Genomic DNA, 24,280 nt, shown 5'->3' with positions numbered 1-24,280 from the left:
AGGAATCTTGCATGAGATTCGACGAGGCTTATTCAGGAAAAGTGTTTATTGGAAGTCATCCGACATGGGAAGATGCAAAAGTCATTTTATACGGTATGCCGATGGATTGGACGGTTAGTTATAGACCAGGCTCACGTTTTGGTCCGAACCGAATTCGTGAAGTTTCGATTGGATTAGAGGAATATAGCCCTTATTTAGATCGTGAGCTACACGAGGTACCATTCTTTGATGCCGGTGACATTCCGCTTCCTTTTGGAAATGCACAGAAAAGCTTAGACTTAATTGAAGAGTATGTCGACAGTATTTTAGAAAAAGGGAAGTTTCCATTAGGAATGGGCGGCGAGCATCTTGTATCTTGGCCGGTTTTCCGCGCGATGCATAAGAAATATCCTGATTTGGCCATTATTCATATGGACGCACATACGGATCTTCGTGAGGAATACGAGGGTGAGCCGCTGTCTCATTCAACCCCGATTCGTAAAGTAGCAGGACTCATTGGACCTGAGAATGTGTTCTCTTTCGGAATTCGTTCTGGGATGAAGGAAGAATTTGAATGGGCAAAAGGAGCGGGCATGCACATTTCTAAATTTGAAGTGCTGGAGCCATTGAAGCAAGTATTGCCAAAGCTGAAGGGACGCCCAGTGTATGTGACGATCGACATTGATGTACTCGACCCAGCTCATGCACCTGGTACAGGCACGGTAGATGCTGGCGGTATTACATCAAAAGAGCTGCTTGCATCCATTCATGCGATTGCAGGATCTGATGTGCAAGTAGTCGGTGCAGACCTTGTTGAGGTAGCACCAGTATACGATCATTCTGACCAAACAGCGAATACAGCGAGCAAGCTTTTACGCGAAATGCTGCTTGGATTTGTGAAATAACAACTTGATAGAGGAGCTTGTCATCTCATGTGGACAAGCTCTTTTTTTACATGGATCAAAAAATAAAGGAGGCAGTTCATGTTTTCTTCTATATTGATGGTGTTTCTCGCTTTTTGTGTGTTAGCGGCGGGTTTCCTCACGCTGAAACGAGAGCTCGCAGCTGAGCCGCCTGTTTTTGCTTCGAAAAAGGAAGCGAAGGAAGAGATGTTGGGGCTGTTTCAGGATCGAGGCTTTTTCTATCTGACGGCCATTGCGCTATGCATGCAGGTGGTATTTAAGCAGGCGCAGATCGTGCCATTTGATTTTTTTCAGGCATTTTTGGCAAGTTCAGGCGTACAAGCTCTTTTTTATTTCATCAAAAGAAAAGACTTGGGCATAAAGGCTGGATTGGTGGTATTAGTGAGTTTCGTGTTCCTTTTTTTCTAAAGTGATGGTGTAAGATCAAAAACGAAGTTTAATCGCAGTGAATAAGAGAAATGATGGGATGATAGGCAATCATGAATATGGTATACTATTTTAGTTAAACGGGTCTTAGCAAAGGAAGTGCAAAATGACACAAAACCAAATTTCAATTCATGTAAAGTCAGTGATGAAACCAGAGACGGAGCCGGCTGAAACGATCGAATTCCGCACGACTGGAACGTATCAAGAAAAGAATGACAAAACGTATCTCACTTACCATGAAGAACATGAAATGGGTCAAGTAAAAACCGTTGTGAAAATGAGTGAAAAAGAAATTTTTGTCATGAGATCAGGGGCCATTCAAATGAAGCAGCGTTTTCTCATCGGAGAAACGACCGTCACACATTATACGATGCCATTCGGTACACTACAGCTTGATGTGCACACACATGGCATTGATCTGGATGTGGACAAGGGACTGCTGCACATTACGTACGATATGCTGACAGGGGAAGACCAAAAGCATTTACATACATTATCGATTTCATATAAGGAGGATTTACGTTCATGAATATCGCAGAACAGGTCAAAGATGCGTTAAAAGAAGAAATTATCGCGGCAGTCGTCAAAGCAGGACTTGCTGATGAAAGCCAGGTACCAGATGTCCTTTTAGAAGTGCCGAAAGACAAAACTCACGGTGATTACTCCACCAATATGGCGATGCAGCTTGCCCGCATTGCAAAAAAAGCACCTCGTCAAATCGCAGAGGACATTGTCAAAGCGTTTGATAAAGGGAAAGCCTCTATTGAAAAAATGGATATCGCAGGTCCAGGATTCATTAACTTTTATATGAACAATCAGTATTTAACAAAGCTCATCCCTGCTGTCCTTGAAGCAAAGGAAGCATATGGTGAAACGAATACAGGCGGCGGTCAAAAAGTGCAAGTTGAATTCGTCTCAGCCAACCCAACAGGTGACCTTCACCTTGGACATGCCCGCGGAGCAGCTGTAGGTGATTCTCTTTGCAACATCCTTGATAAAGCAGGGTTCGACGTGAGCCGTGAATACTATATCAACGATGCAGGGAATCAGATCAATAACCTCGCTTTATCTGTAGAGGTACGTTACTTTGAGGCGCTCGGTCTTGAAAAAGAGATGCCTGAAGACGGGTACAGAGGAGAAGACATCAAAGGCATCGGGCAAAAGCTGGCAGATGAATTTGGTGACCGTTTCGTGCACGAGTCAGAAGAAGAGCGTATGAAGTTCTTCCGTGAATACGGCTTGAAATACGAATTGGAGAAATTACGTGTAGATCTTGAGAATTTCCGTGTCCCATTTGATGTATGGTATTCAGAAACCTCTTTATATGAAAACGGAAAAATCGAACCAGCGCTGGAAACGCTTCGCGAAAAAGGCTATGTCTTTGAAGAAGATGGTGCAACGTGGCTGCGTTCAACTGATTTTGGCGATGACAAGGATCGCGTGCTCATTAAAAAAGACGGCAGCTTCACTTACTTGCTTCCAGATATCGCATATCATAAAGACAAATTGGACAGAGGCTTTGACCAGCTCATTAACATTTGGGGCGCGGACCATCACGGCTATATCCCTCGAATGAAAGCGGCGATTCAAGCACTTGGATATCCGGCTGGCAAGCTTGAAGTAGAAATCATTCAGCTCGTTCATCTATACAAAAACGGTGAAAAGATGAAGATGAGTAAGCGTACAGGAAAAGCCGTCACCATGCGTGATCTGATTGAAGAAGTAGGCCTAGATGCCACTCGTTATTTCTTCGCGATGAGAAGTGCGGCGACACATATGGACTTTGACCTAGACTTAGCGATTTCTACGTCTAACGAAAACCCTGTGTACTACGCACAATATGCCCATGCGAGAATTTGCAGCATGCTGCGTCAAGGTGAAGAAAAAGGCTACGAGCCAAATCTTGAAAAAGCAGATTTCTCTCACATTCAATCAGAAAAAGAATACGATCTTCTGAAAATCATTGGCAGCTTCCCAGAAGTGGTAGCAGAAGCAGCTGAAAAGCGTATTCCGCACCGTGTGACGAACTATATTTATGACCTTGCATCAGCCCTTCACAGCTTCTACAATGCCGAAAAGGTCATTGATGTAGAAAATGAAACAAAAACAACAGCACGTCTTTCACTCATGAAAGCAACACAAATTACGCTTGCGAATGCATTAAAACTAATTGGTGTATCGGCTCCGGAAAAGATGTAATTATACGAAAAACCCACTCTAAACAAGAGTGGGTTTTTCGTTTGTATTTTTCATCGTTCAGCTGTTAGATCACTTTTATGTCTCTGGAAAATCTCAATTTCGTAATCCTCTAATGCTTGTTTAGGAAGTTGCTTTTCTAATGCAGAATGCAAACCTGCCATATCTTTTGAAGTATCGATGCCAATGGATATTGTGGGCTCTGTCTTGATAATCTGATAGTTAAACAATTTATACTCTTCCCATAATGAGTCCAATACGTGGATGATCTTATCATCTAATTCCTCTTCAGAAAGGGTGAGAGTTTTTGAAGTGAAACTTAATCCAATCATACAAAGAGATTCAGAATCTGTTAAATAAAAAACACCCGCTATCTACTAGAGACAGCGGATGTTGAACATTACCCAAGCGTATTAATAATATTAGAAATAGAATCAAATAATTGGCTAAGTACATCAGAAAACATAGTTTGTATCCTCCCTTCGGCAAGCATGTAGTATGTGTGCGTTAATGAGATTAACCAAGTGTGTTAATAATGTTAGAGATAGAATCGAATAATTGGCTAAGTACATCAGAGAACATGTTTTTGCCTCCTCTCTTTTCTTTTTACATTTACTTAACGAAGGGGATGAAGGGTTGGATCACTTTTTCTAAAAAAAGATGGTGGCTTAGAAAAAAGCACCACAATTCGGGTGCTTTTTTCTTTTATTAGTTATGAATGAATGCGCAGCTTCACGTCTCCATTTTCACACGCTAGCTGAACGTTTCCGCCAATCGGTAAGGTGAAAACCGGCTGCGTATGTCCGATATCGACATCGTAGATCACGGGAATGTGTTTAAGCATCGGGTGTTTATCTAAAATGAACTTCAAATGTTCTTCTGTCATCTTGGATTTCTTCTGAAAGCGTCCGATGATCAACCCTTTAATGGACTCTGCATGCTGCAAGAGGGAAGTGAGGTCTCTGGCGAACATTTCAGGGAAGACCAACTCATCATCCTCCACAAATAAGATGGCGTCCTTGATTTGAGGCATAAACGATGTCCCTTGCAGTAAGTTCAGTGTACAAAGGTTCCCTCCATACAAGGTGCCTTCGGCTGTTCCTTCCTGATAGATTCCCCATCTCGTCGGATGAAACTGCCTGTTCGCTTGATCAAGATACCACGCATCATCACTCCACTTGGTCGAAGGGGTCACATCAAAAGACTCACCGTCATTCATCAAACAGGCTTGAAACATAGCCGTCTGCTCCTCTTGCCCCTGCTTCATTTGAAAGCTGGAGAAATGGGGTCCAGAGTATGTCACCATCTCACATTTGGCTGTAATAGCGCTTGCGAGTGCGGTAATATCACTGTATCCGCAAAGAACTTTAGGATGCTGACGGATCAAGTCGTAATCGATGTAAGGCAAAAGTTCATTGCAATTGAAGCCACCAATGGCGGTCAAAATACCGTCGACCTCATCATCTGTGAATGCCTTATGCAAATCAGACAAGCGGTGTTCAATAGATGATGAGGAATGAAGATCACATTCAAACACGTGCTGTCCAAAAGAGACAGTGAAACCTAAAGCCTCTAAACGTTTTTTTGCTTGAGCGATTCCTTCTTCTGATAAAATGCTGGCACTTCGGCTTGGGGCAATGACACGAAGATGACTGCCTTTTCTTAAAGGAGAGGGTGTATACATAAACAAATCTTCCTTTCCATCACATATTTATCCATTATATCGGATCAAATGACCTAAGTCTGTAAAAGCTAGAAGAAAGGCATAGGTCGTGCGTTTCATACAAGCTGTGCGAAGGGTATGGAAGAGAAAAGACAGAAACGAATGAGGGCGGAGAATGTGAAAAAAAGAAGACTGGAATTTTTATTTTTATATTTTATGATATTTGGGGCATATGTGGTGTATTGGTGGCCGGTTCCAGCGTGGAGTGTTCAACTGTACGCAGCGATTTATATCGCCATTATTTTATTTAGTATCATCTCACTCATGCTAGAGAACCGAACTTCACAGCACACACTCTTATGGATGTATGTGCTCATCTTTTTCCCGATCATTGGCTATATGTTTTATTTGTTCTCGGGACAGCTCTATGTGAAAGGTCATTTATTCAAATCAAAAAGAATGTACAACCGTGAAAAACTACGCAGAATATCTGAGCTTGAGAGCAAGCCTGATGAATCAAGTTTAACCGAAAATCAGCGGACTTTTTTTCATTACACAGAAAAGGCAACAGGCATGCATGTGAACACAAATAGTGATATGGACATTTTAAAAAATGGGGAGGAGACGTTTCCCCGTATTTTTGAAGAGTTAAAAAAGGCAAAATCGTTCATCCATATAGAATACTACATGTTCAAATCAGATTTCCTTGGACACCGGATGATGGAGATTCTGATAGAAAAAGTGAAAGAAGGGGTAGAGGTTCGCTTCATCTATGATGCGGCTGGCAGCATTCGCTTCTCTCGAAAAGATATTAAACGCTTGAAGCAGGCGGGAGTCAAGGTTGCTCCTTTTCTGCCTTTAAAATATGGTTTCTTTAATCAAAAATTCAATTTCCGTAATCACCGAAAAATTGTGATCATTGATGGGAAAACTGGATTTGTCGGCGGGTTAAATGTCGGAAAAGAATATGTCGGACGTGATGAAAACATCGGTTTTTGGCGTGATACGCATACGATGTTAAAGGGAGAGGCTGTCCAAACCCTTCACTCTGTTTTTATGCTCGACTGGGAGTATGTATCAGATGAAGTATTAATTGACGATCCGAAGTATCATACGCCTCATCCTGTGACGGGAGAGGATGTCATTCAGGTTGTACCAACTGGACCTGATATGAAAGAAAGTATGAGTGATTTATATGATGCACTCATCTCAAATGCGAAACAATTTGTCTGGATTGCGACACCTTATTTTGTCCCGAATGAATCCATACGTACGGCATTGAAAATTGCTGCAACAAGAGGGGTTGATGTTCGGGTGATGGTTCCGGAGATCAATGATGGCTTTCTCACACAATACGCCACAAGGTCCTATTTTTCTGAGCTCCTAAAAGAGGGTATCAAGGTGTATCACTATCAAAAAGGCTTCATGCATCAAAAAGTGATGATCGCAGATGGAGAACTTGCCTCTGTCGGCACCGCAAATGTGGATATGAGAAGCTTTCAGCTCAATTTTGAGGTCAATGTCTTTATGGCCGCGAAAAAGCCCATTGAGCAGCTGATGGCCCATTATGAAGAAGATATGAAAGAATGTGAGCAAATGGGACCTGTTCATTTTTATAAAAGAGGCTTAAAAGAGCGATTAAAGGAATCATTTGCTCGGTTGTTTTCTGGTGTTTTATAAGGCTTTCCAGTCGAAGAAATCATTTCCTCATCTAGTATTTTGATGAGGTTTCCTCTATAATTGAAAATGATTATCAATTATAGAGGAAATGAGGTTCTTTTACATATGCTAAAACGCTTTTTCGCCTATTACAGGCCCTATCGAGGTCTGTTCTTTTTAGATTTCTTTTGCGCTGTTGCCGTTGGATTGATGGAACTAGGTTTCCCGCTTATCGTGAACTACTTCATTGATACATTGTTACCAACAGGGAACTGGACAATTATTGTCTGGACGGCACTTGCCCTGTTTGTCATTTATGCCCTCAGCTCGGTTATGCAATTTATTGTGTCGTATTGGGGGCATATGCTTGGCATCAATATTGAAACAGATATGAGGAAAAAGCTGTTTGATCACTTTCAGCGCCTATCTTTTAAGTTCTTTGATAACAACAAAACGGGTAAGCTCATGTCACGGATGACTAACGACCTCATGTACATTGGAGAGGTGGCGCATCATGGTCCTGAAGATTTGTTTATAGCCATTATGACGATTCTTGGTGCCTTTGCAGTCATGCTGATGATTAATTGGCAGTTGGCCATTTTAACGTTCCTCATCATGCCTGTCATCATTTGGCTCGCCCTTCATTTTAATAAAAAGATGACAAAGGCGATTACACAGCTCAACAATGACATTGGAGACTTTCATGCAAGGGTTGAAAACAATATCGGAGGCATTCGACTTGTTCAAGCCTTTGCTAACGAACATTTCGAGAAAAAGCGTTTTGCTGAAAACAACAACCGTTTTCGGAAAGCGAAGCTTCTTTCCTATAAAATTATGTCGGTCAACGGATCAATCAGCTATATTCTGACACGTCTTGTGACACTGTTTGTCCTTCTCGCAGGTACATGGTTTGTCCTGCAAGGTCAATTAACGGCAGGTGGCTTTATCGCATTTGTTCTGATTACGAATGTTTTATTTAGACCGATTGATAAAATCAACACGGTCATTGAAATGTATCCAAAAGGCATTGCGGGCTTTAAAAGCTATGTTGATTTGCTAGAAACAGAACCAGATGTGAAGGATACAGAGGGAGCACGTGATGTATACGGATTGAAAGGTGAAATTGAATATCGAAACGTAACATTTGGCTACGATGAACACAGTCATGTGTTAAAGAATATCGATTTGAAGATCAAACAAGGAGAAACGGTTGCGTTTGTCGGGCCTTCAGGAGCGGGGAAATCAACGATTTGCAGTCTTCTGCCTCGTTTTTATGATGTGGATGAAGGAGAGATCACAATAGACGGTGTAAGCACAAAATCGATGACGTTGTCTTCGTTAAGGCAGCAGATCGGTATTGTGCAGCAGGATGTCTTTTTATTCTCAGGCACCATTCGTGAAAACATTGCGTACGGCAACCTAGAAGCCAGCGATGCAGAGGTGTGGGAGGCTGTACGTCGTGCGCATTTAGAGGAACTTGTCCAGCGTTTCCCAGAGGGGTTGAATACGGTGATAGGTGAGCGCGGCGTCAAGCTATCAGGCGGCCAAAAGCAGCGCTTGTCCATTGCACGGATGTTTCTGAAAAACCCTTCTATACTCATCCTAGATGAAGCCACATCAGCACTGGATACAGAAACAGAAAAAGCCATCCAGGACGCGCTGAGTGAACTAGCCGTCGGCAGGACAACACTCGTCATCGCCCACCGCCTAGCAACAATTAAACACGCCGACCGTATCATCGTCGTGACAGAGGAAGGCATTGAAGAGCAAGGCCGCCACCAAGATTTAATTCAAATGGGTGGCGTATACAGCAGACTGCACGAAGCGCAGTTTGGTCATTAAAGAAAAAGTCCTTTTGATAAAGGGCTTTCAGCGTGTAGACAAACCTTCGCATTCGTTGTCAGGTCTGCGCGCCGGTGCTCACGAATGTCAAATTCGCTCCGCGCCAGTGCTCGGCCTTCCTAGACTTCAAAGGTTTTCTATCACGCTGAAAAGAAGACAAAGTGCTAAAATAAAGATCATTTTAGCACTTTGTCAACAATCTGAAAGTCCTTTTGATAAAGGGCTTTTTTTGTTAGGATAGAAAAAACTTGTGAAGGAAGGATCTGATGGAATGAAGGGGCTTCGGCGATTACAAAAAGGCGACAAGATCGGTATTTTTTCACCTTCAAGTCCTGCATCAGCGACCTCGCCTCTTAGGTATGAGCGGGCGAAGAAGTGGCTTGAGCAAAAAGGATTCATTGTGGTACCAGGATCATTAACAGGGAAAGAAGATCACTACCGTTCAGGTACAATTCAAGAACGAGCCAATGAGCTGAATGAGCTGATGGCTAGAGACGATTTGGCGTGCGTTATGTCAATGATTGGCGGGACAAATTCAAATAGTTTGCTGCCTTATCTTGATTTTGATCTACTGAATCAACATCCGAAAATCATGATCGGTTATTCAGATGCGACAGCAATTCTTTTAGCCGCTTACGAAAAAACGGGACTGCCTGTATTCTACGGACCGGCGCTTGTCCCATCTTTTGGAGAGTTTGAACCGTTCGTCGCTTATACGTATCAGTCGTTCGAAGACATCCTCATGCAGTCACAAACTATTCCTTATCAAATCAAAAAACCACCTTTTTGGACGGATGAACGAATCAATTGGGAAGAAAAAACGCGTGATAAAAAGCAGCGCCCGAACGATTGGCTGTGCGTCATAGAAGGACAGGCAGAAGGTAGGTTGATTGGCGGAAACCTCAATGCAATGTATGGCATATGGGGCAGTGAGTTCATGCCAGCAATCCAAACAGGAGACATTCTCCTCATTGAAGATTGCATGAAAACCGCTTCAGTTTTAGAAAAAAACTTCTCTTTATTGAAGGTAAATGGAGTATTTGAGCGGGTATCAGGGATTCTTTTGGGGAAACATGAGCTGTTTGATGATGAGGGGACAGGCAAAGAACCTTACGAAATGTTACTTGAGGTGCTAGGAGAGACAAAAAAACCGATCATCGCAGATTTTGACTGTGCCCATACGCACCCGATGCTCACGATGCCAATTGGGGCACAAGTGAAAATGGATGCAGCTTCAAAACAAGTGTGGTTGACGAAAGAGTGGATCTAAAAAGAGCAGCCAGGAGCTGCTCTTTTTTATGAAACCTTCTCTTTTTCAAATGGCTGCAAGAGGTCTTGTGCTTTTTTTCCCTCTACGACAATTAAGTAGTCAGATTCTAAATGAGTGAGCCTGAATGTTTCAAGCTCTACGATATTTTTGATGTTACACATTGTTTTCTTAGAATATACATATAGACGATGTTGAGCCTCGTGGCATTTTTCATAAAGAGAAATAAGCTTATGTAAATTCAATGCTTTCGCAGCGATTTGGATTGAATAGATCTGAGACATCTTCATATCCTCCTGTTGATTACTTTCTCACAATAGCTTTGTTACCCCTGTTTGCACAGAGATAAACCTTTCTCTATGGTTTCCACTCAATGGTTCCTCCGCCCACTCGCTTGTTGCCTCTTATTGCAGACAGCTCTTCGACCAGTCGGAGCAGGGCTTGATCCTTTAACTTCGCCTCAATCATAAAATCTACATCACGCCCACACGGTTTTAATGCATGAAAAAGCGGTAAGACAAAGGACATATCTACACCATCTGCATGACTACGTATAGCTTTCTCTGATTTCGGTGAGGATAAATGAATTTTAGGCGGAATGCCAGTGCTCGTCCAAGTGTCGAACATTCTTGGCAGGATGTCTTCAAGCGCGGCATTGTCATCTTTATTGGCCACGTGATGATGGTAATCAAAAACAAAGGGAATACCATGCTTTTCACATACACCAAGCGTTTCTAACGACGTATACGTTTTGTCATCATTCTCAAGCGTCATCCTCGCCTTGATATGCGCTGGAAGCTGTTTGATATTTTCATCAAATCGTTGAAGCGCCGAGTCTTTATCACCGTACGCGCCGCCAACATGAATGTTCATATAGCCTTCCTTTTCGAGCTTCATCGCCTCAAGCATTTGATAATGGTACGTCATGTCGATCACGGCATTTTCTGTGATTGAAGGTTTAGGGCTAGTAAACAAGGTGAATTGATTGGGGTGAAAGCTCACCCGAAGCCCATGCCGTTTCACCAAATCACCAATTTCAAGAAACTCCTTTTGAAAAGGTGTCACAAAGTCCCAGCGTACCTCAGGATGGGTCGCAAGCGGAACGATCGAACTCGAAAAACGGTAAAGCGGGATATCATGAGCAATGGCGAAATACAGCGTTCTTAATGTATTCACGAGATTGGCCTTTGTTGTACGTAATAACGCCTCTTTTCCTTCTTCCTTTGAGAGCTTGCTGTATCTTGCAAAGGTCAGCGACTTGGCAGGAGAAGCCTCCCACAAGGTGACGGCATTGGATACATAACCAAATCGATAACGCATAGGTCATCTCCTTTATAAAAAATAAGAAAACATGGCGGCAGCCCATTCAAGCATACGTGACAAAAGCGGACGCTGTGCCAATTTCTCTTCTGTCATAAGCTCAGACACTTCTATGTGCTCGCGAATTTTCCCCTCTACGTGTGAAGTAAAGTCGACATCATCAATAGCGACGTCAACTTCCTCGTTTAAAAACAAGCTGCGTTTATCAAAATTTGCCGTACTGATGATACTGCGTCTCTGATCAATCAGAATGGCTTTCGCATGATAAAATCCTTTATAAAAACGATAAACAAGGCAGCCAGAGGCAATGAGATCCTTTAAATAATGAAATCCAGCCTCTTTAACAAGTGGATGATCTGCTTTCATTGGGATGATGATTTCAACCGTGATGCCTCGCTTTCGTGCATCAAGCAGTGCATTCAGTAGAGGAGCAGAGGGAATAAAGTAAGGCGTACAGATGATGATCTGTTTTCTCGCCTGCTGAATATCTTTCAGGAACAAAGCTTCTAAAGAGAAACCAGCAGTCGCGCGTGTAGTGCATTGTAGTGTTCCCGGTTCCAAAGCAGGAAAAACCTCATATTGCAGCTGGTGAATGCCAGATGTCCGGTATAAATCATTCAAAAACACATGCTGGAGATCTGCAACAACTTGCCCCGTCATGCGCAAATGATAATCCTTCCATATGCCAAACCGTCCCTTTTTCCCAACATATTCATCACCAATATTAAATCCGCCAATATAGCCAATCTTTCCATCAATCACCGTGATTTTACGATGATTTCTCATGTTTAACCGATAAATCAAAAAAGGGAAACGAGGTTTATTTAAAAAGTAAAATTGGATGCCACTTTTCTCCAGCATGTCAATGGACTTTTGATCAAACGGATAGGACCCTAATCGATCGGTCAGTAAAAAGACGGGAACTCCTTGTTTCGCTTTTGTTTTCAAGGCTTCTAACACCCTTTGACCAATCTTGTCGTTCTTTACAATAAAGAACATCATATGAATAGAAGAAGTGGCGTGCTGTATATCGGTGAGCAGCTGATCAAAAAGTGGCTCACCATCATGATAAAAGACGGCATCACCGCTTGTTTGTTCAAAAGATCGTTCAAAAGCGCGGGTAGAAAAATATTTCTTTCCCATATAAAGGTCTAACAATATGAGACATACGATGACAATGAGTACGAGTAGGATGATCAATGCGATCATGAAGCTTCCTCCTTTTTTGCATATTTCAATAGTGTACCCAAACGCGTAAAAAATATTGACTGAATACTCATTCATTATTTATGATAGAAGTACAACATGGAAACGGAACAAAGTGGGTTTTGGGGAATGAAAGGGGGAGCAAGATGAATAGCCTTTTAATCATGAACATGATCGCATTTGCGGCGGTGACCGCTTACGCTGTGTATTTGTTTATTTATCTCATTCGAACACGAGCAGCGTACATTCGTCTTGGCAAAAAAGAAGAGTTTCAACAAGACATGAAAAAGCGCTTAGAGCGTGTTTGGGTCAATGTATTTGGACAAAAGAAGCTGTTAAAGGACAAGAAGAGCGGCATCATTCATGTGCTGTTTTTCTACGGATTTATCCTTGTGCAGTTCGGAGCCCTTGATTTTATTATGAAGGGACTCGTTCCAGATAGCGGACTCCCTTTAGGTCCGCTTTACGGTGTCTTTACTTTTTTCCAAGAGGTGGTCACACTTCTCATTTTAGTAGCCGTTGTTTGGGCGTTCCATAGAAGGTATGTGGAAAAGCTTGTCCGTTTAAAGCGTGGCTTTAAATCAGGTCTAGTGCTTTTATTTATTGGCGGCTTGATGCTGACCGTTTTACTTGGCAACGGGATGAATATCATCTGGCATGGACACTCTCTATCACCAACTGAGCCAATCGCATCCAGTATTGCGTTCTTGCTGGGCGGTATTTCACCTCTTGCGGCAACAGTCGTTTTTTATGTTGCATGGTGGGTGCATCTTCTGATTTTGCTGACATTCTTAGTGTATGTCCCGCAGTCAAAGCATGCTCACCTCATTGCAGGACCGGTAAACGTATTTGCAAGCAGATTAGACCCGCCAGGTAAGCTGCAAAAAATTGATTTTGAAGATGAGACACAAGAGACCTTCGGTGTGGGGAAAATTGAAGACTTCCGTCAGTCACAGCTGATCGACCTTTACGCTTGTGTGGAATGCGGGCGCTGTACAAATATGTGCCCAGCAACAGGAACAGGGAAAATGCTGTCTCCAATGGATTTGATTTTAAGGTTAAGGGATCATTTAACCAATAAAGGTGCGGCTATTACTTCGAAGACGCCTTGGGTACCGCAACTTGCCTTCAGGCAGACAACAGGGAATCAGCTGGCGCTTCAGGCGAGAGGAGCAGGTGCAGAGGAATCGGCTGCCAGCTCGATGTATCATCCTTCTCTTATTGGTGAGGTCATTACAGAGGAAGAAATTTGGGCATGTACGACGTGCCGAAACTGTGAAGATCAATGCCCTGTCATGAATGAGCACGTCGACAAAATTATTGATATGCGCAGATATCTTGTGCTGACGGAAGGGAAAATGGATGCAGATGCACAGCGTGCGATGACAAGTATAGAGCGCCAAGGGAACCCATGGGGATTGAACCGGAAAGAAAGAGAAAATTGGCGTGAACTGAGAGAAGATGTGCACGTGCCGACAGTAAAAGAGCTGAAAAAAGCAGACCAAACCTTTGATTATTTATTCTGGGTTGGTTCAATGGGGGCATATGACAATCGAAGCCAAAAAATTGCGCTTGCCTTTGCAAAGCTTCTCAACGAAGCAGGCGTCTCCTTTGCCATCCTAGGCAATAAGGAGAAAAACTCTGGCGATACACCAAGAAGGCTTGGAAACGAATTTTTATTCCAAGAGCTTGCTGCGAAAAACATTGAAGAATTCCAGAAAAACGGTGTTACAAAGATCGTCACGATTGATCCTCACGCCTACAATTTATTTAAAAATGAATATCCAGACTTCGGACTTGAGGCAGAAGTGTACCACCATACAGAGTTACTGGCAGAGCTAGTGAAAGAAGGGAAACTAACGCCTGTACATGAAGTAAACGAGGTCATTACCTTCCACGACTCTTGCTACCTAGGCAGATATAACGAAGTGTATGATCCGCCGAGAGACATTTTAAAAGCCATCCCTGGAGTGACGCTGAGAGAAATGGAGCGTCATCGTGAAACTGGTATGTGCTGCGGTGCAGGCGGGGGCTTAATGTGGATGGAAGAAGAGACAGGTACCAGAATTAACACTGCCCGAACGGAGCAGGCGTTACAGGTGCAGCCGTCCATCATCAGTTCAGGATGTCCTTACTGCTTAACGATGCTGGGAGATGGGACGAAAGCGAAGGAAGTAGAAGAGCAGGTAGGTACATTTGACGTCGCTGAACTTCTTGAAAAATCAGTGTTTGGCGAGGCTGAAAAGCAGGTTTCGTAAACAAAACAGGCCGATGAATAGAATGTTCATCGGCTTATACATGGCGCTGTACATCAGCTGATTAGATAATATGTAAGCGGTAACAAATGGGAGGGGACATACATGAGCAAGACGGTCATTGTATCTGGAGCAAGAACACCATTTGGAAAACTAGGCGGTGCTTTCATCGGGTTGACTGCCGCAGAACTAGGCGGAGTGGCAATCAAGGCTGCGCTGGAAAGAGTGCCAGGTTCACATCATGTGGATGAGGTCATCATGGGAAGTGTTTTGCAGGGAGGACAAGGACAGATTCCTTCAAGGCAAGCAGCAAGACATGCTGATCTTCCGTGGTCCGTTCCGACGCAAACCATCAATAAAGTCTGTGCATCAGGTATGCGCAGTGTGAGCACAGCAGACCAAATCATCCGAGCTGGAGATGCGGAGGTCATCCTATCGGGCGGTATGGAATCCATGTCACACGCCCCTTATTTACTAAAAAAAGCGCGCTGGGGCTACAAAATGGGAGATGGTGCGGTACAAGATGCGATGATTTTAGATGGATTAACCTGTTCATTTACAGGCGTCCATATGGGGGAGTATGGGAGCATGGCTGCGAAGGAACTTGGAATTACGCGCGAAGAGCAAGACCTTTGGGCGTTAAGAAGTCATGAACGGGCGATCGAAGCGCAGAAAAACGGCTTTTTTGAACATGAAATCACCCCCGTCACCGTCAAGACGAAAACGGGAGAGCGGCTGATCACAGAAGATGAATCCCCGCGGCGTGATACGTCATATGAACGACTGTCAAAGCTCATGCCTGTTTTTGATCAAACGGGTACCATTACCGCTGGAAATGCACCAGGTATCAATGATGGCGCAAGTGCACTACTTTTAATGAAAGACACATATGCAAAGCAGCATGATGTCAAGCCATTGGCAGTCGTGCTTGGTCATGCGCAGGTAGCCGTAGAGGCAAAGGATTTTCCAAAAACACCAGCCTTTGCTATCGAGAAGATTTTACAGAAAACAGGCAAGCGTTTGGAGGATATCGATCTATTTGAAATCAATGAGGCCTTCTCAGCTGTGGTGCTGGCGTGTGAAAAAATAACCGGGCTGGACCGACGGAAAATGAATATCAACGGAGGTGCAGTTGCGCTTGGTCACCCTATTGGGGCAAGCGGAACACGGATCATATTGACCTTAATTCATGCATTAAAACAAAGAGGTGGCGGTATTGGCATTGCGGCGATTTGCAGTGGAGGCGGTCAAGGAGATGCCATCATGATAAAGGTAGATTAAAAGGGAGGGGTTCATCGTCATGAGTACAGAAGAAACCGTCATGGTCGTTGGAGCTGGACAAATGGGATCAGGCATTGCCCAAGTCTTTGCACAGTCTGGCTACACAGTCCTGCTGCATGATGCATCTGAAAAGCAGATTCATCGAGCCATTTCCTCCATGACCAAACAACTGACGAAACGAGCAGAAAAAGGAAAACTAGCCCATCAGGCAGTCCGAGATATTACACAGCGGCTTGCCGTATCAACAGATTTAAAGGACGTGCAGCAAGCTTATTTAGTGATTGAAGCTGCATCTGAACAAATGAGTGTGAAAAAACAAATCTTTGAAACACTTGATCAATTTGCAGAGGCGAAGACGATATTTGCAACAAACACATCTTCCTTGTCGATCACAGAATTAGCAGCTGTTACAGGGAGACCGGAGCAAGTGATTGGCATGCACTTTATGAATCCTGTCCCTGTCATGAAACTCGTTGAGGTCATTCGAGCGCTGCAAACGAGTGACGACACGTATCAACTCGTTTGTGAAACAGCAAAGGCATTAAACAAAACTCCAATTGAAGTGGAAGACTTCCCAGGGTTTGTATCAAATCGTATATTGATGCCAATGATCAATGAAGCCATCTACACCCTTTATGAAGGCGTGGCAGATGCAGAAAGCATTGACAGTGTCATGACGCTTGGGATGAATCACCCAATGGGACCGCTTCGTCTCGCTGATTTCATCGGACTAGATACATGTTTATTTATTATGAATACCCTTCATGAAGGACTTGGGGATAGCAAGTATCGACCTTGTCCTCTTTTGAAAAAATACGTGAATGCAGGCTGGCTGGGCAAAAAGACAAAGAAAGGTTTTTACACATACCACGACCACTCATAGGGGGAGTCAAAATGGATGTTTTGCTTACGGATCAACAGCGACTCTGGAGAGAACAGGCAGCAGAATTTGCAAGACAGCGTGTAATCCCGGAAGTGGAAGCCATGGAACAAGGTCAATTCCCAAGGACACTTTTAGCTGAAATGGGACGACAAGGCTTTCTAGGGATTCCAATACCATCTTCTTATCAAGGCTTGGGAGCAGATTTTACAACGTATATCATCGCCATTCATGAATTATCCAAAGTGAGTGCGACCATCGGCGTCATTGTGTCCGTCCATACATCTGTTGTGACGATGCCTATTTTGGCTTTTGGAACGAATGAGCAAAAAGAATCCTATGTTCCGCAGCTTGCATCTGGGCAGAAACTGGGCGCTTTTTGCCTGACTGAACCGAAGGCAGGCTCAGATGCCTCTAGTATTCAGTTAAGGGCAGAGCGGACAGAAGACCATTATGTGTTAAATGGTACAAAAATGTTTATCACAAGCGGCGGGGAAGCAGAACTGTATCTTGTCTTTGCCGTGACAGATCCTGCTTCTACGAAAAAAAATATATCGGCATTCATTGTTGAGAAAGGTACACCAGGATTTACGATCGGAAAAGATGAGAAAAAGATGGGACTGCATGGATCAAAAACGGTCACGCTTCATTTTGATGGTGTGCAGATTCCAAAACAGCAGCTGCTCGGAGCAGAAGGAGAGGGCTTTCACATCGCCATGTCTAGTTTAAATGCGGGAAGAATCGGTATCGCGGCTCAAAGCCTTGGGATAGCTGAAGCTGCTTTAACGGAAGCAGTGACGTATTTAAAGCAGCATCCAGCAGGTCTAGAAACGACCATTCGGCTAGGGGATTTGGCGGCGAAGCTTGAAGCTGCCAAGCTATTAGTCTATCAAGCGGCTGCTTATAAAGAGGCAAATCGTCCGGTGACAAAGGAAGCATCCATGGCAAAGCTATTTGCGTCAAAAACGGCGGTTGAGATCAGTACAGAAGCGATCCATTTACTCGGCATGGACGGTTATACGAATCGCTATCAAGCACAACGTTACTTTCGTGATGCAAAAGTTTGTGAAATCTATGAAGGAACAAGTGAAATTCAAAGGCTGGTCATTTGTAAACAGCTAATATGAAACGAGGTGGCTCATGATGCAGTTTCAATTAAGTGATGAACATGAAATGATTCAAAAAATGGTGAGGGATTTTGCGAAAAATGAAGTAGAGCCAACAGCAGCAGAGCGAGATGAGACAGAAACGTATGATCCAGCTATTTTTCGCCAAATGGCAGAGCTCGGTTTAACGGGGATTCCTTGGCCGGAAGAGGTTGGCGGGATCGGTAGTGATTATTTAGCCTACGTCATCGCAGTGGAGGAGCTTTCAAGAGTGTGCGCCTCTACAGGCGTTACCCTCTCCGCCCACACTTCTCTCGCCTCGTGGCCCATCTATACTTTTGGAACAGATGAACAAAAAGAGACCTATTTAAAGCCGCTTGCAGAAGGACAGAAGGTAGGGGCATATGCACTCACTGAGAGCGGGTCGGGTTCGGATGCCGGCGGAATGAGGACGACAGCAGTAAAGGCAGGCAGTGAATACGTCCTGAACGGTGCGAAAATCTTTATTACAAATGGGGGCATTGCGGATTATTATATTGTGTTTGCTGTGACAGACCAAGAAGCTGCATCTCGAAATACGACAGCCTTTATTGTAGAAAAAGAGACACTGGGCTTCTCGGTCGGTAAAAAGGAAAGCAAACTGGGCATTCGCTCATCGCCAACGACTGAAATTCGATTTGAAGATTGCCGGATTCATGAAAAGAACCGGCTCGGACAAGAAGGAGAAGGCTTTAAAATAGCAATGATGACCCTCGATGGCGGCAGAAACGGCATTGCTGCACAGGCTGTTGGGATTGCACAAGGCGCTCTTGATGCGGCAGTCCATTATGCGAAGGAGCGCAAGCAATTCGGCAAACCAATCATTCAACAGCAAGGAATCGCGTTTAAGCTAGCAGATATGGCAACCGCAATTGAAGCCTCCAGGCTACTCACTTATCAGGCAGCATGGCTCGAAACGAAAGGGCTCCCGTACGGAAAAGAATCAGCTATGTCCAAGCTCTTTGCTGGAGATACAGCCATGAAGGTAACAACAGAAGCCGTCCAAATCTTCGGCGGCTACGGGTATACAAAGGATTACCCAGTCGAACGATACATGCGTGATGCGAAAATCACCCAAATTTATGAAGGCACACAGGAAATCCAGCGCCTAGTCATCTCGCGCAAACTACTAGATATGTAGAAACAAAGCAAAGACCACCTGACGTGAGGTGGTCTTTTTCGGTGTGGATCATGAAGTGTTTTTGCACTAGCACCATCCAAAATTCACATTAACGTATGAGTGATTTGTAACTGATGAAGTAGTGAGTATTGGTACATGTGAATTGGCAATATACCTACTAAAGAATTAGACCTCAAGAATAATATAGCGATAACCCACATACAAGGTAATAGTCAGGTTTTCCTGAATTTAAGATGATTTCCAGTATTGAGCCATATTATATGAGCATTATGTTAAAATTGAGAAAATAAAAATATGGGAGGTTATTATGACCACAACTACTACTATCTTAGCGATTGTAACTTTGGTGATATGGATCATGGTTTCCGCAGAACTATCAAAGTCTTCAAAGAAAGATCAAAATGAAAAAGAAAATAGCCGTAGAAAATTAATTGTTTTAATGTTTGCAGGCATTATATTGACGATAGCAGTAGTCATCTCATTACTTCAGAAATTGTAGCTTTAAAATAAACGAAAAAAGTGATTGTATAAAAAAGTTCATCTCGTTCACTAATGTGTTTAAACTTTGCAAAAATGTCACGGTTCAGCCTCATTTCTAACGTGATGGTTATGATTTTTCCTACATAAATAAGCAATTCTTTTTTTGTCCGAATAGCTGAATCTCCTAAAGAAAATCCAGAAAAATGAATATACGGAGGATTCATGCAAAAAGCAGCCATTATTTTTCATCATACGTTCAAGGATTTGAATAAAGGGTATCAATTTTGATATCGAACGGAAGTCGAGACAACTCAATATGAGTGTCTCGATTTTTTTGGAATTGAGGAAATTGATTCAATTTAACTAGGCAATTTAATCCATTATCTTCTTTTTTGACTTGGATTCGTAGGGACTTATGTTGTGTTTTGGAAAATAGTATGTTTATCACATTTTCTAAATGTTACAATTTTTCAAAAGCTATGATAGGAACTGAGCTATATAAAGCTATTGATATATTTCCAAAAATAAATCACTTTCTCATACAGATACGGTTCTTCACAGGGTCAATGTGTATAACTGTACTTCCCATTCCATTCATCACTTCTCTTGAATTCAAAATAAAATCAACTCTTTTTTCACATCCATAATGATGATTCAGTTAATTTTTGAACTTGGGCTCCAATTGTTGAAGAATATTTCAGTAATAATTGAAGGACTACAACGAGCATCTCTTAAAAAAATTCATCATGAAAGTTTACCTGCCTCTAAAAAGAAGGCACTGAAAATTCGAAATGAATTTTGATAGTGTTTATCAGAAATTCTGACTAGATTTGAATGAATCAGAGCATTTTATGCTATTACATAAGTGCCCAGTAAAAATGGAAAATGAACGTAAATCCTGATAAAAACTGATTACAAATACCGTTAATTAAATAAATATTACAAATTTTCCAAAAAATATTGAAATGTAATTTACTTCTTGCTAGACTAAAGAAGTAGTAAATAATCGAAGGAGGTCATATTATGACGAAAGCAACAGATTCTAAGTTTTATGCTTTATTATCGCTATCACTTCTTGCGGTAACATTAGTAGCTTTAGTGATTGGTAATGGTTCTTTGATTGCAGCAAATCTAGGTGTTAGTACTGCAACTGCGGCAACAGTAGTTAATTTCTTAGATACTTGGTCCTCAGTAGCGACAGTCATTACAATCGTTGGTGTTTTCACTGGCGTAGGCACAATTAGTTCAGGTGTAGCTGCTACTATTTTGGCTATCCTTAAGAAACAAGGAAAAGCAAAAGCTGCTGCTTTTTAATCTAAAAAAAAATCATCTCAATCTTTAATTGAGATGATTTTTTTTCCAAAAGTCAGGTGAAATGGCGCTTAATAGATAATGATTTAAAAACTAATTTAACGTTTTATGCCCATGCGGCTTGTAATAAAACATGAATTAGGAGGAAATTTCATGATAAAAGCAAATAAACTTGGCTCATTCTCACTATTGTTATTTGCAGTGACAATAGCATCTTTATTCGTTGGAAATGGTTTTTTGAGAGCAGCCAGTCTATGTGTTACTGTGGCTGCCGCTGCGATTATGGTTGTACATAAAAAACAAGGGAAAGCGAAAGCTGCTGCTTTTTAAGATGACTTATGCATAAAACTAATAAACTATTTAAAATATATGATCAAAGTATAATGGGGTATCTCAATTATATTGGGATGATTCTTTTTTCTTTCATTGTGGTGGGAGCGTTGATTTTCTATGGGAATGAGATTCCTAGCGCTTACCTAAACAGCTTTGTTTTTATTTCAATATACATTGTAGCTACAGCTAATATTAATCGTTGTGTATTACCGTATAGAAGACAGCAGCCTGGCTTGGTCTTTGTCTCTAAACAATTGTTGTTGAAACATTTATTCTTTACGATAAAAAAAGGATATTCAGTTCAATTACTTTTGGCTTGTTTCATCGCTTTAACCTTTTTGCTAGTTGAAAATCAATATGTCATTATGATACTAGCTCTTGTGGTCGTAATGCTTTCTTTTGCATCTCAATTATTGTCTGGTCTATTCAATATCATCAATAGAATACTCCTTTTGTTACAATTTTGGTATATCATAACGTCCGTTTTTGAAGCAGTGATCATACTGCAAATAGTACAGTCTCTTCTTATTTATATTTACATAAGTAATTCTCATAGGATACCTTTGACAACTGGGCTTTCCTTTCTAAAAAGTGCGAATAAGCAACAGAGGTCTGGAAATATTCTGTATTTATTTTTGTCTTATATCACTAGTAATAAAATATTAATGATCTTAATAGGCGCTTTAGTAGCTGTGCTTACTTATTTCGCCCAATCTTTCTTAACGAAAATAGAAAATCTGCCTGCGCTCATTTTGGTCTATATCAACTTTATCACGATCTTAGAAATCCTAATAGGTTCGAAAAAGGAAGAGATTGTGCTTGATAAAGCAAGAGTCGAGACGCTACAAGCTTCATTGATTGTGAGTCCGTACGAGAGATTTAAATCCAGTACGATTTATTTACTATGTCTTGTACTGATTTTTGTCAGTGTGTGTGGAATTGTCGGAGTAATGATAAACACGTCCGATATCTCCATTATTCTTAAAAATACGTTATCGCTTCCTTTAATCATCTTTATCGGGGTCGTATATTTCAGAAAAACAGAACTATTAATCAACGATTATGAACATAAGTTACTGAAGCTATCCTTGCCGATTTTATTACTCATATGTATTACAATTTTCACAATTACTTCATGAAAAGAGGAGGAAAATGATACATAAAAGATTGAAATATTTTCTGTGGTACTACTCTATCTACTGTATTTTGCTGATAGGTACAGGGATTTATCTTGGGAATATAGTCAACAAAGATTTATTTGAAGCCGCACCGCCAACATCGGGCCAGGAATTTATGTCTGTAGTCCTACAACATAACTTAACGAACTTTGCAATGTATTTACTAGGTTTCTTGTTGTCGCCTTTATTTCAAATAATGGATTTTGGAGGTTCTTCCTTCGTTATTACGATGGGTTTTAGAACACTAGGAGCACAAGAAGCTTTAAGTAAACTAATTCCTCATGGGCTATTAGAATTTCCAAATATGTTGTTTTATCAAGGAATAAGCCAGTATGTGCTTTTCACCCTCATTTATACGAAATCAATGAAAGCCGCTTTAGGTGTCATGAAAAAAATGATTCCTTATTATCTACTATCGTTAGTCATCCTAATAATCGCTGCTTTTATTGAAGGATATGATTCTTTATTATTTTCTATCATGATCAATCATAGATGGTTTTATTGAAGACTCTATAAGACGGAGAAGGGGATTCAAGTGGGATTAGAATTTGTAGAATGTACGAAGAAGTTCAAAAACAATACCATACTAGATAAAGTGAATTTTTCAATACCAACAGGCCTCTTTCATTTAGTGGGACGAAATGGTGCAGGTAAAAGCACTCTCCTTAAAATGCTAGCTGGTCTAGATAAGAGATACTCTGGGGATATTGAGACAAACAAAGAATCGACTCTTTATTTAAATGTTGATCCAATTGGCATTCATCCATTTACAATTAGAGAAAACCTAGAGATTCTGTGGAATACCTTTCATATTGTACCGACTGAAGAACAATTGGGTATTGTGAATGATTTTTTTGATGGTAACCTAGATGGTTCGTATAGCAGAGCATCTACGGGTATGAAAGCGAAGGTAGGATTATCTTTATTGTTCGTAAAAGATTGGAAAACCATTCTAATTGACGAAACTATGTCATCTCTAGATTCAGAGAGTATAGATATGCTATCTGAGAGGCTAGTGAATTTTTCTATTAAAAAAATTTCCACCATCATATATGTTTCCCATAGCATGGTGAATAAACGCTTAAACGATCATTCAAGCATTATGAGTATAGGGGATGGGAGGCTATTATGGAACAACGTCCAAGAATAACATCACTGATATCATTAATCATTTTTATTATGGCGAATTATTATTTCGTTACTTTTGCTATTGAATTGAATGGCTACATTTCGAAACTAGATGATTTAAGAGCTTTGTTAGAGGATATGCCTTATGAAACGATGCTGAATCTAATTGTTGTCATTACAACAATTCTCACCAGTATCAGTCTCTTAGTACAATATCTTATCGCTAAATTCTTATTAATGCTCTTTTCTCCAGAGGTTAAGGGTCATTTGTTTTATGCTCTAATTCCTAAGATTATCATTATGTTTATTAATGTAATATGTATGGGAATCTTGCAAATACAAAGCTTATGGCTGTACCTCTTCACGGCACTTATAGGAGCAGTGTTCATCTTATTCTTTTTTCAATATAAAAAAGCGAACTGGAAAGCATCGATTCTCTTTGCGGCACCATTTATTATCGATGCTCTCATTTCCTTAGGAAAAGAAATAGTCGCTGTAATGTAATGAATAATAAGTAGAGCATGAACTTTTAAGTGAAACAAAGCTTGCGAAAAGAGTAACGGTATTTGCATAAAAGTGAATTCAAGGTAATTTGAGAAAAAGGTTTTATTTTCATTAAAGGTACACGTCAACTAAACCCGTTGACGTGTACCTTTTTATACGCTTT

24 protein-coding genes are annotated in these 24,280 nt (G+C 41.5%); 19 read left to right on the top strand and 5 right to left on the bottom strand.

Annotated features, from left to right (window positions below):
- The first annotated feature begins 11 nt into the window (after positions 1–11).
- The 4 genes from speB (at position 12) to argS (ending at position 3,527) form a co-directional block, all read left to right on the top strand.
- Positions 12–884 carry an agmatinase gene (speB, locus tag MKX52_RS16920; RefSeq protein ID WP_342491083.1) on the top strand — a complete coding sequence of 291 codons (873 nt, stop codon included), beginning with the start codon at positions 12–14 and terminating at the stop codon, positions 882–884.
- Between the two features lie 78 nt (positions 885–962).
- The gene (locus MKX52_RS16915) at positions 963–1,310 is read left to right on the top strand and encodes a hypothetical protein (protein WP_342491082.1); all 348 of its coding nucleotides are present in this window, start codon (positions 963–965) and stop codon (positions 1,308–1,310) included.
- A gap of 124 nt (positions 1,311–1,434) precedes the next feature.
- The gene (locus tag MKX52_RS16910) at positions 1,435–1,857 is read left to right on the top strand and encodes a DUF1934 family protein (protein WP_003215400.1); all 423 of its coding nucleotides are present in this window, start codon (positions 1,435–1,437) and stop codon (positions 1,855–1,857) included.
- Complete coding sequence (gene argS, locus MKX52_RS16905; RefSeq protein ID WP_088003055.1) at positions 1,854–3,527, top strand: arginine--tRNA ligase; 1,674 nt, start codon at positions 1,854–1,856, stop codon at positions 3,525–3,527. Before MKX52_RS16910 ends, argS begins: the two co-directional genes overlap by 4 nt.
- Before the next feature lie 50 nt (positions 3,528–3,577).
- Here argS and MKX52_RS16900 read toward each other — a convergent pair whose 3' ends face one another.
- Together MKX52_RS16900 and MKX52_RS16895 are read right to left on the bottom strand one after the other, a co-directional pair.
- Entirely contained in the window at positions 3,578–3,754 is a 177-nt protein-coding gene (locus MKX52_RS16900) for a hypothetical protein (RefSeq protein WP_342491081.1), read from the bottom strand.
- A gap of 482 nt (positions 3,755–4,236) precedes the next feature.
- Complete coding sequence (locus MKX52_RS16895) at positions 4,237–5,208, bottom strand: S66 peptidase family protein (protein ID WP_342491080.1); 972 nt, start codon at positions 5,206–5,208, stop codon at positions 4,237–4,239.
- A 156-nt stretch (positions 5,209–5,364) separates the two neighbouring features.
- Between MKX52_RS16895 and cls (MKX52_RS16890) the strand changes: the two genes are divergently transcribed.
- The 3 genes from cls (MKX52_RS16890) (at position 5,365) to MKX52_RS16880 (ending at position 9,958) form a co-directional block, all read left to right on the top strand.
- Complete coding sequence (cls, locus tag MKX52_RS16890) at positions 5,365–6,867, top strand: cardiolipin synthase (RefSeq protein ID WP_342491079.1); 1,503 nt, start codon at positions 5,365–5,367, stop codon at positions 6,865–6,867.
- 105 nt (positions 6,868–6,972) lie between these two features.
- Positions 6,973–8,688: an ABC transporter ATP-binding protein gene (locus MKX52_RS16885; protein ID WP_342491078.1), complete on the top strand. Its 1,716-nt coding sequence runs from the start codon at positions 6,973–6,975 to the stop codon at positions 8,686–8,688.
- A gap of 271 nt (positions 8,689–8,959) precedes the next feature.
- Complete coding sequence (locus tag MKX52_RS16880) at positions 8,960–9,958, top strand: S66 peptidase family protein (protein ID WP_342491077.1); 999 nt, start codon at positions 8,960–8,962, stop codon at positions 9,956–9,958.
- A gap of 26 nt (positions 9,959–9,984) precedes the next feature.
- Here MKX52_RS16880 and MKX52_RS16875 read toward each other — a convergent pair whose 3' ends face one another.
- The 3 genes from MKX52_RS16875 to cls (MKX52_RS16865) all read right to left on the bottom strand — a co-directional run bounded on the left by MKX52_RS16875 (position 9,985) and on the right by cls (MKX52_RS16865) (position 12,484).
- The gene (locus MKX52_RS16875; RefSeq protein ID WP_088003321.1) at positions 9,985–10,239 is read right to left on the bottom strand and encodes a general stress protein; all 255 of its coding nucleotides are present in this window, start codon (positions 10,237–10,239) and stop codon (positions 9,985–9,987) included.
- A gap of 73 nt (positions 10,240–10,312) precedes the next feature.
- Positions 10,313–11,275 (bottom strand): UV DNA damage repair endonuclease UvsE, encoded by a 963-nt coding sequence (uvsE, locus tag MKX52_RS16870; RefSeq protein WP_151021659.1) that lies wholly within the window; start codon positions 11,273–11,275, stop codon positions 10,313–10,315.
- 12 nt (positions 11,276–11,287) lie between these two features.
- Positions 11,288–12,484 (bottom strand): cardiolipin synthase, encoded by a 1,197-nt coding sequence (gene cls / locus MKX52_RS16865; protein ID WP_342491076.1) that lies wholly within the window; start codon positions 12,482–12,484, stop codon positions 11,288–11,290.
- A gap of 143 nt (positions 12,485–12,627) precedes the next feature.
- On the opposite strand from cls (MKX52_RS16865), the gene MKX52_RS16860 reads away from it, so the two are divergent.
- From MKX52_RS16860 to MKX52_RS16805, 12 genes are all read left to right on the top strand, one after another.
- Positions 12,628–14,739: a heterodisulfide reductase-related iron-sulfur binding cluster gene (locus MKX52_RS16860; protein WP_342491075.1), complete on the top strand. Its 2,112-nt coding sequence runs from the start codon at positions 12,628–12,630 to the stop codon at positions 14,737–14,739.
- Between the two features lie 102 nt (positions 14,740–14,841).
- The gene (locus MKX52_RS16855; protein ID WP_342491074.1) at positions 14,842–16,017 is read left to right on the top strand and encodes an acetyl-CoA C-acetyltransferase; all 1,176 of its coding nucleotides are present in this window, start codon (positions 14,842–14,844) and stop codon (positions 16,015–16,017) included.
- 19 nt (positions 16,018–16,036) lie between these two features.
- Positions 16,037–16,900 carry a 3-hydroxybutyryl-CoA dehydrogenase gene (locus tag MKX52_RS16850; RefSeq protein WP_144458919.1) on the top strand — a complete coding sequence of 288 codons (864 nt, stop codon included), beginning with the start codon at positions 16,037–16,039 and terminating at the stop codon, positions 16,898–16,900.
- Positions 16,901–16,911: 11 nt separating this feature from the next.
- Complete coding sequence (locus MKX52_RS16845) at positions 16,912–18,024, top strand: acyl-CoA dehydrogenase family protein (RefSeq protein WP_342491073.1); 1,113 nt, start codon at positions 16,912–16,914, stop codon at positions 18,022–18,024.
- Positions 18,025–18,040: 16 nt separating this feature from the next.
- The gene (locus MKX52_RS16840; protein WP_342491072.1) at positions 18,041–19,183 is read left to right on the top strand and encodes an acyl-CoA dehydrogenase; all 1,143 of its coding nucleotides are present in this window, start codon (positions 18,041–18,043) and stop codon (positions 19,181–19,183) included.
- A 307-nt stretch (positions 19,184–19,490) separates the two neighbouring features.
- Positions 19,491–19,682 (top strand): hypothetical protein, encoded by a 192-nt coding sequence (locus tag MKX52_RS16835; RefSeq protein WP_088003344.1) that lies wholly within the window; start codon positions 19,491–19,493, stop codon positions 19,680–19,682.
- A gap of 1,004 nt (positions 19,683–20,686) precedes the next feature.
- Entirely contained in the window at positions 20,687–20,977 is a 291-nt protein-coding gene (locus tag MKX52_RS16830; RefSeq protein ID WP_025093875.1) for an uberolysin/carnocyclin family circular bacteriocin, read from the top strand.
- 150 nt (positions 20,978–21,127) lie between these two features.
- Positions 21,128–21,304, top strand: a complete 177-nt coding sequence (locus tag MKX52_RS16825; protein ID WP_186314360.1) for a hypothetical protein — start codon at positions 21,128–21,130, stop codon at positions 21,302–21,304.
- Between the two features lie 695 nt (positions 21,305–21,999).
- Positions 22,000–22,446, top strand: coding sequence for a hypothetical protein (locus MKX52_RS16820; protein WP_224925559.1), 447 nt, complete (start codon positions 22,000–22,002; stop codon positions 22,444–22,446).
- 13 nt (positions 22,447–22,459) lie between these two features.
- Positions 22,460–22,990, top strand: coding sequence for a stage II sporulation protein M (locus MKX52_RS16815; protein WP_088003353.1), 531 nt, complete (start codon positions 22,460–22,462; stop codon positions 22,988–22,990).
- 30 nt (positions 22,991–23,020) lie between these two features.
- Entirely contained in the window at positions 23,021–23,635 is a 615-nt protein-coding gene (locus MKX52_RS16810) for an ATP-binding cassette domain-containing protein (protein ID WP_342491071.1), read from the top strand.
- Positions 23,614–24,117, top strand: a complete 504-nt coding sequence (locus MKX52_RS16805) for a hypothetical protein (protein ID WP_012011573.1) — start codon at positions 23,614–23,616, stop codon at positions 24,115–24,117. The genes MKX52_RS16810 and MKX52_RS16805 overlap by 22 nt, the downstream gene beginning before the upstream one ends.
- The last annotated feature ends 163 nt before the right edge of the window (positions 24,118–24,280 follow it).

The sequence above is a fragment of the Bacillus sp. FSL R5-0422 genome, assembly GCF_038610765.1.
Taxonomy (GTDB): domain Bacteria; phylum Bacillota; class Bacilli; order Bacillales; family Bacillaceae; genus Bacillus; species Bacillus pumilus_O.
Note: the sequence above shows the minus strand (reverse complement) of the source record. Positions and strands in the feature narration are given on the sequence as shown.

Excerpts from the sequence above, each read along its gene's own strand:
- speB (WP_342491083.1), top strand. The coding sequence starts at position 12 with ATGAGATTCGACGAGGCTTATTCAGGAAAAGTGTTTATTGGAAGTCAT.
- MKX52_RS16915 (WP_342491082.1), top strand. The coding sequence starts at position 963 with ATGTTTTCTTCTATATTGATGGTGTTTCTCGCTTTTTGTGTGTTAGCG.
- MKX52_RS16910 (WP_003215400.1), top strand. The coding sequence starts at position 1,435 with ATGACACAAAACCAAATTTCAATTCATGTAAAGTCAGTGATGAAACCA.
- argS (WP_088003055.1), top strand. The coding sequence starts at position 1,854 with ATGAATATCGCAGAACAGGTCAAAGATGCGTTAAAAGAAGAAATTATC.
- MKX52_RS16895 (WP_342491080.1), bottom strand. The coding sequence starts at position 5,208 with ATGTATACACCCTCTCCTTTAAGAAAAGGCAGTCATCTTCGTGTCATT.
- MKX52_RS16885 (WP_342491078.1), top strand. The coding sequence starts at position 6,973 with ATGCTAAAACGCTTTTTCGCCTATTACAGGCCCTATCGAGGTCTGTTC.
- MKX52_RS16880 (WP_342491077.1), top strand. The coding sequence starts at position 8,960 with ATGAAGGGGCTTCGGCGATTACAAAAAGGCGACAAGATCGGTATTTTT.
- MKX52_RS16875 (WP_088003321.1), bottom strand. The coding sequence starts at position 10,239 with ATGTCTCAGATCTATTCAATCCAAATCGCTGCGAAAGCATTGAATTTA.
- uvsE (WP_151021659.1), bottom strand. The coding sequence starts at position 11,275 with ATGCGTTATCGATTTGGTTATGTATCCAATGCCGTCACCTTGTGGGAG.
- cls (WP_342491076.1), bottom strand. The coding sequence starts at position 12,484 with ATGATCGCATTGATCATCCTACTCGTACTCATTGTCATCGTATGTCTC.
- MKX52_RS16860 (WP_342491075.1), top strand. The coding sequence starts at position 12,628 with ATGAATAGCCTTTTAATCATGAACATGATCGCATTTGCGGCGGTGACC.
- MKX52_RS16855 (WP_342491074.1), top strand. The coding sequence starts at position 14,842 with ATGAGCAAGACGGTCATTGTATCTGGAGCAAGAACACCATTTGGAAAA.
- MKX52_RS16850 (WP_144458919.1), top strand. The coding sequence starts at position 16,037 with ATGAGTACAGAAGAAACCGTCATGGTCGTTGGAGCTGGACAAATGGGA.
- MKX52_RS16845 (WP_342491073.1), top strand. The coding sequence starts at position 16,912 with ATGGATGTTTTGCTTACGGATCAACAGCGACTCTGGAGAGAACAGGCA.
- MKX52_RS16840 (WP_342491072.1), top strand. The coding sequence starts at position 18,041 with ATGCAGTTTCAATTAAGTGATGAACATGAAATGATTCAAAAAATGGTG.
- MKX52_RS16835 (WP_088003344.1), top strand. The coding sequence starts at position 19,491 with ATGACCACAACTACTACTATCTTAGCGATTGTAACTTTGGTGATATGG.
- MKX52_RS16830 (WP_025093875.1), top strand. The coding sequence starts at position 20,687 with ATGACGAAAGCAACAGATTCTAAGTTTTATGCTTTATTATCGCTATCA.
- MKX52_RS16825 (WP_186314360.1), top strand. The coding sequence starts at position 21,128 with ATGATAAAAGCAAATAAACTTGGCTCATTCTCACTATTGTTATTTGCA.
- MKX52_RS16815 (WP_088003353.1), top strand. The coding sequence starts at position 22,460 with ATGATACATAAAAGATTGAAATATTTTCTGTGGTACTACTCTATCTAC.
- MKX52_RS16805 (WP_012011573.1), top strand. The coding sequence starts at position 23,614 with ATGGAACAACGTCCAAGAATAACATCACTGATATCATTAATCATTTTT.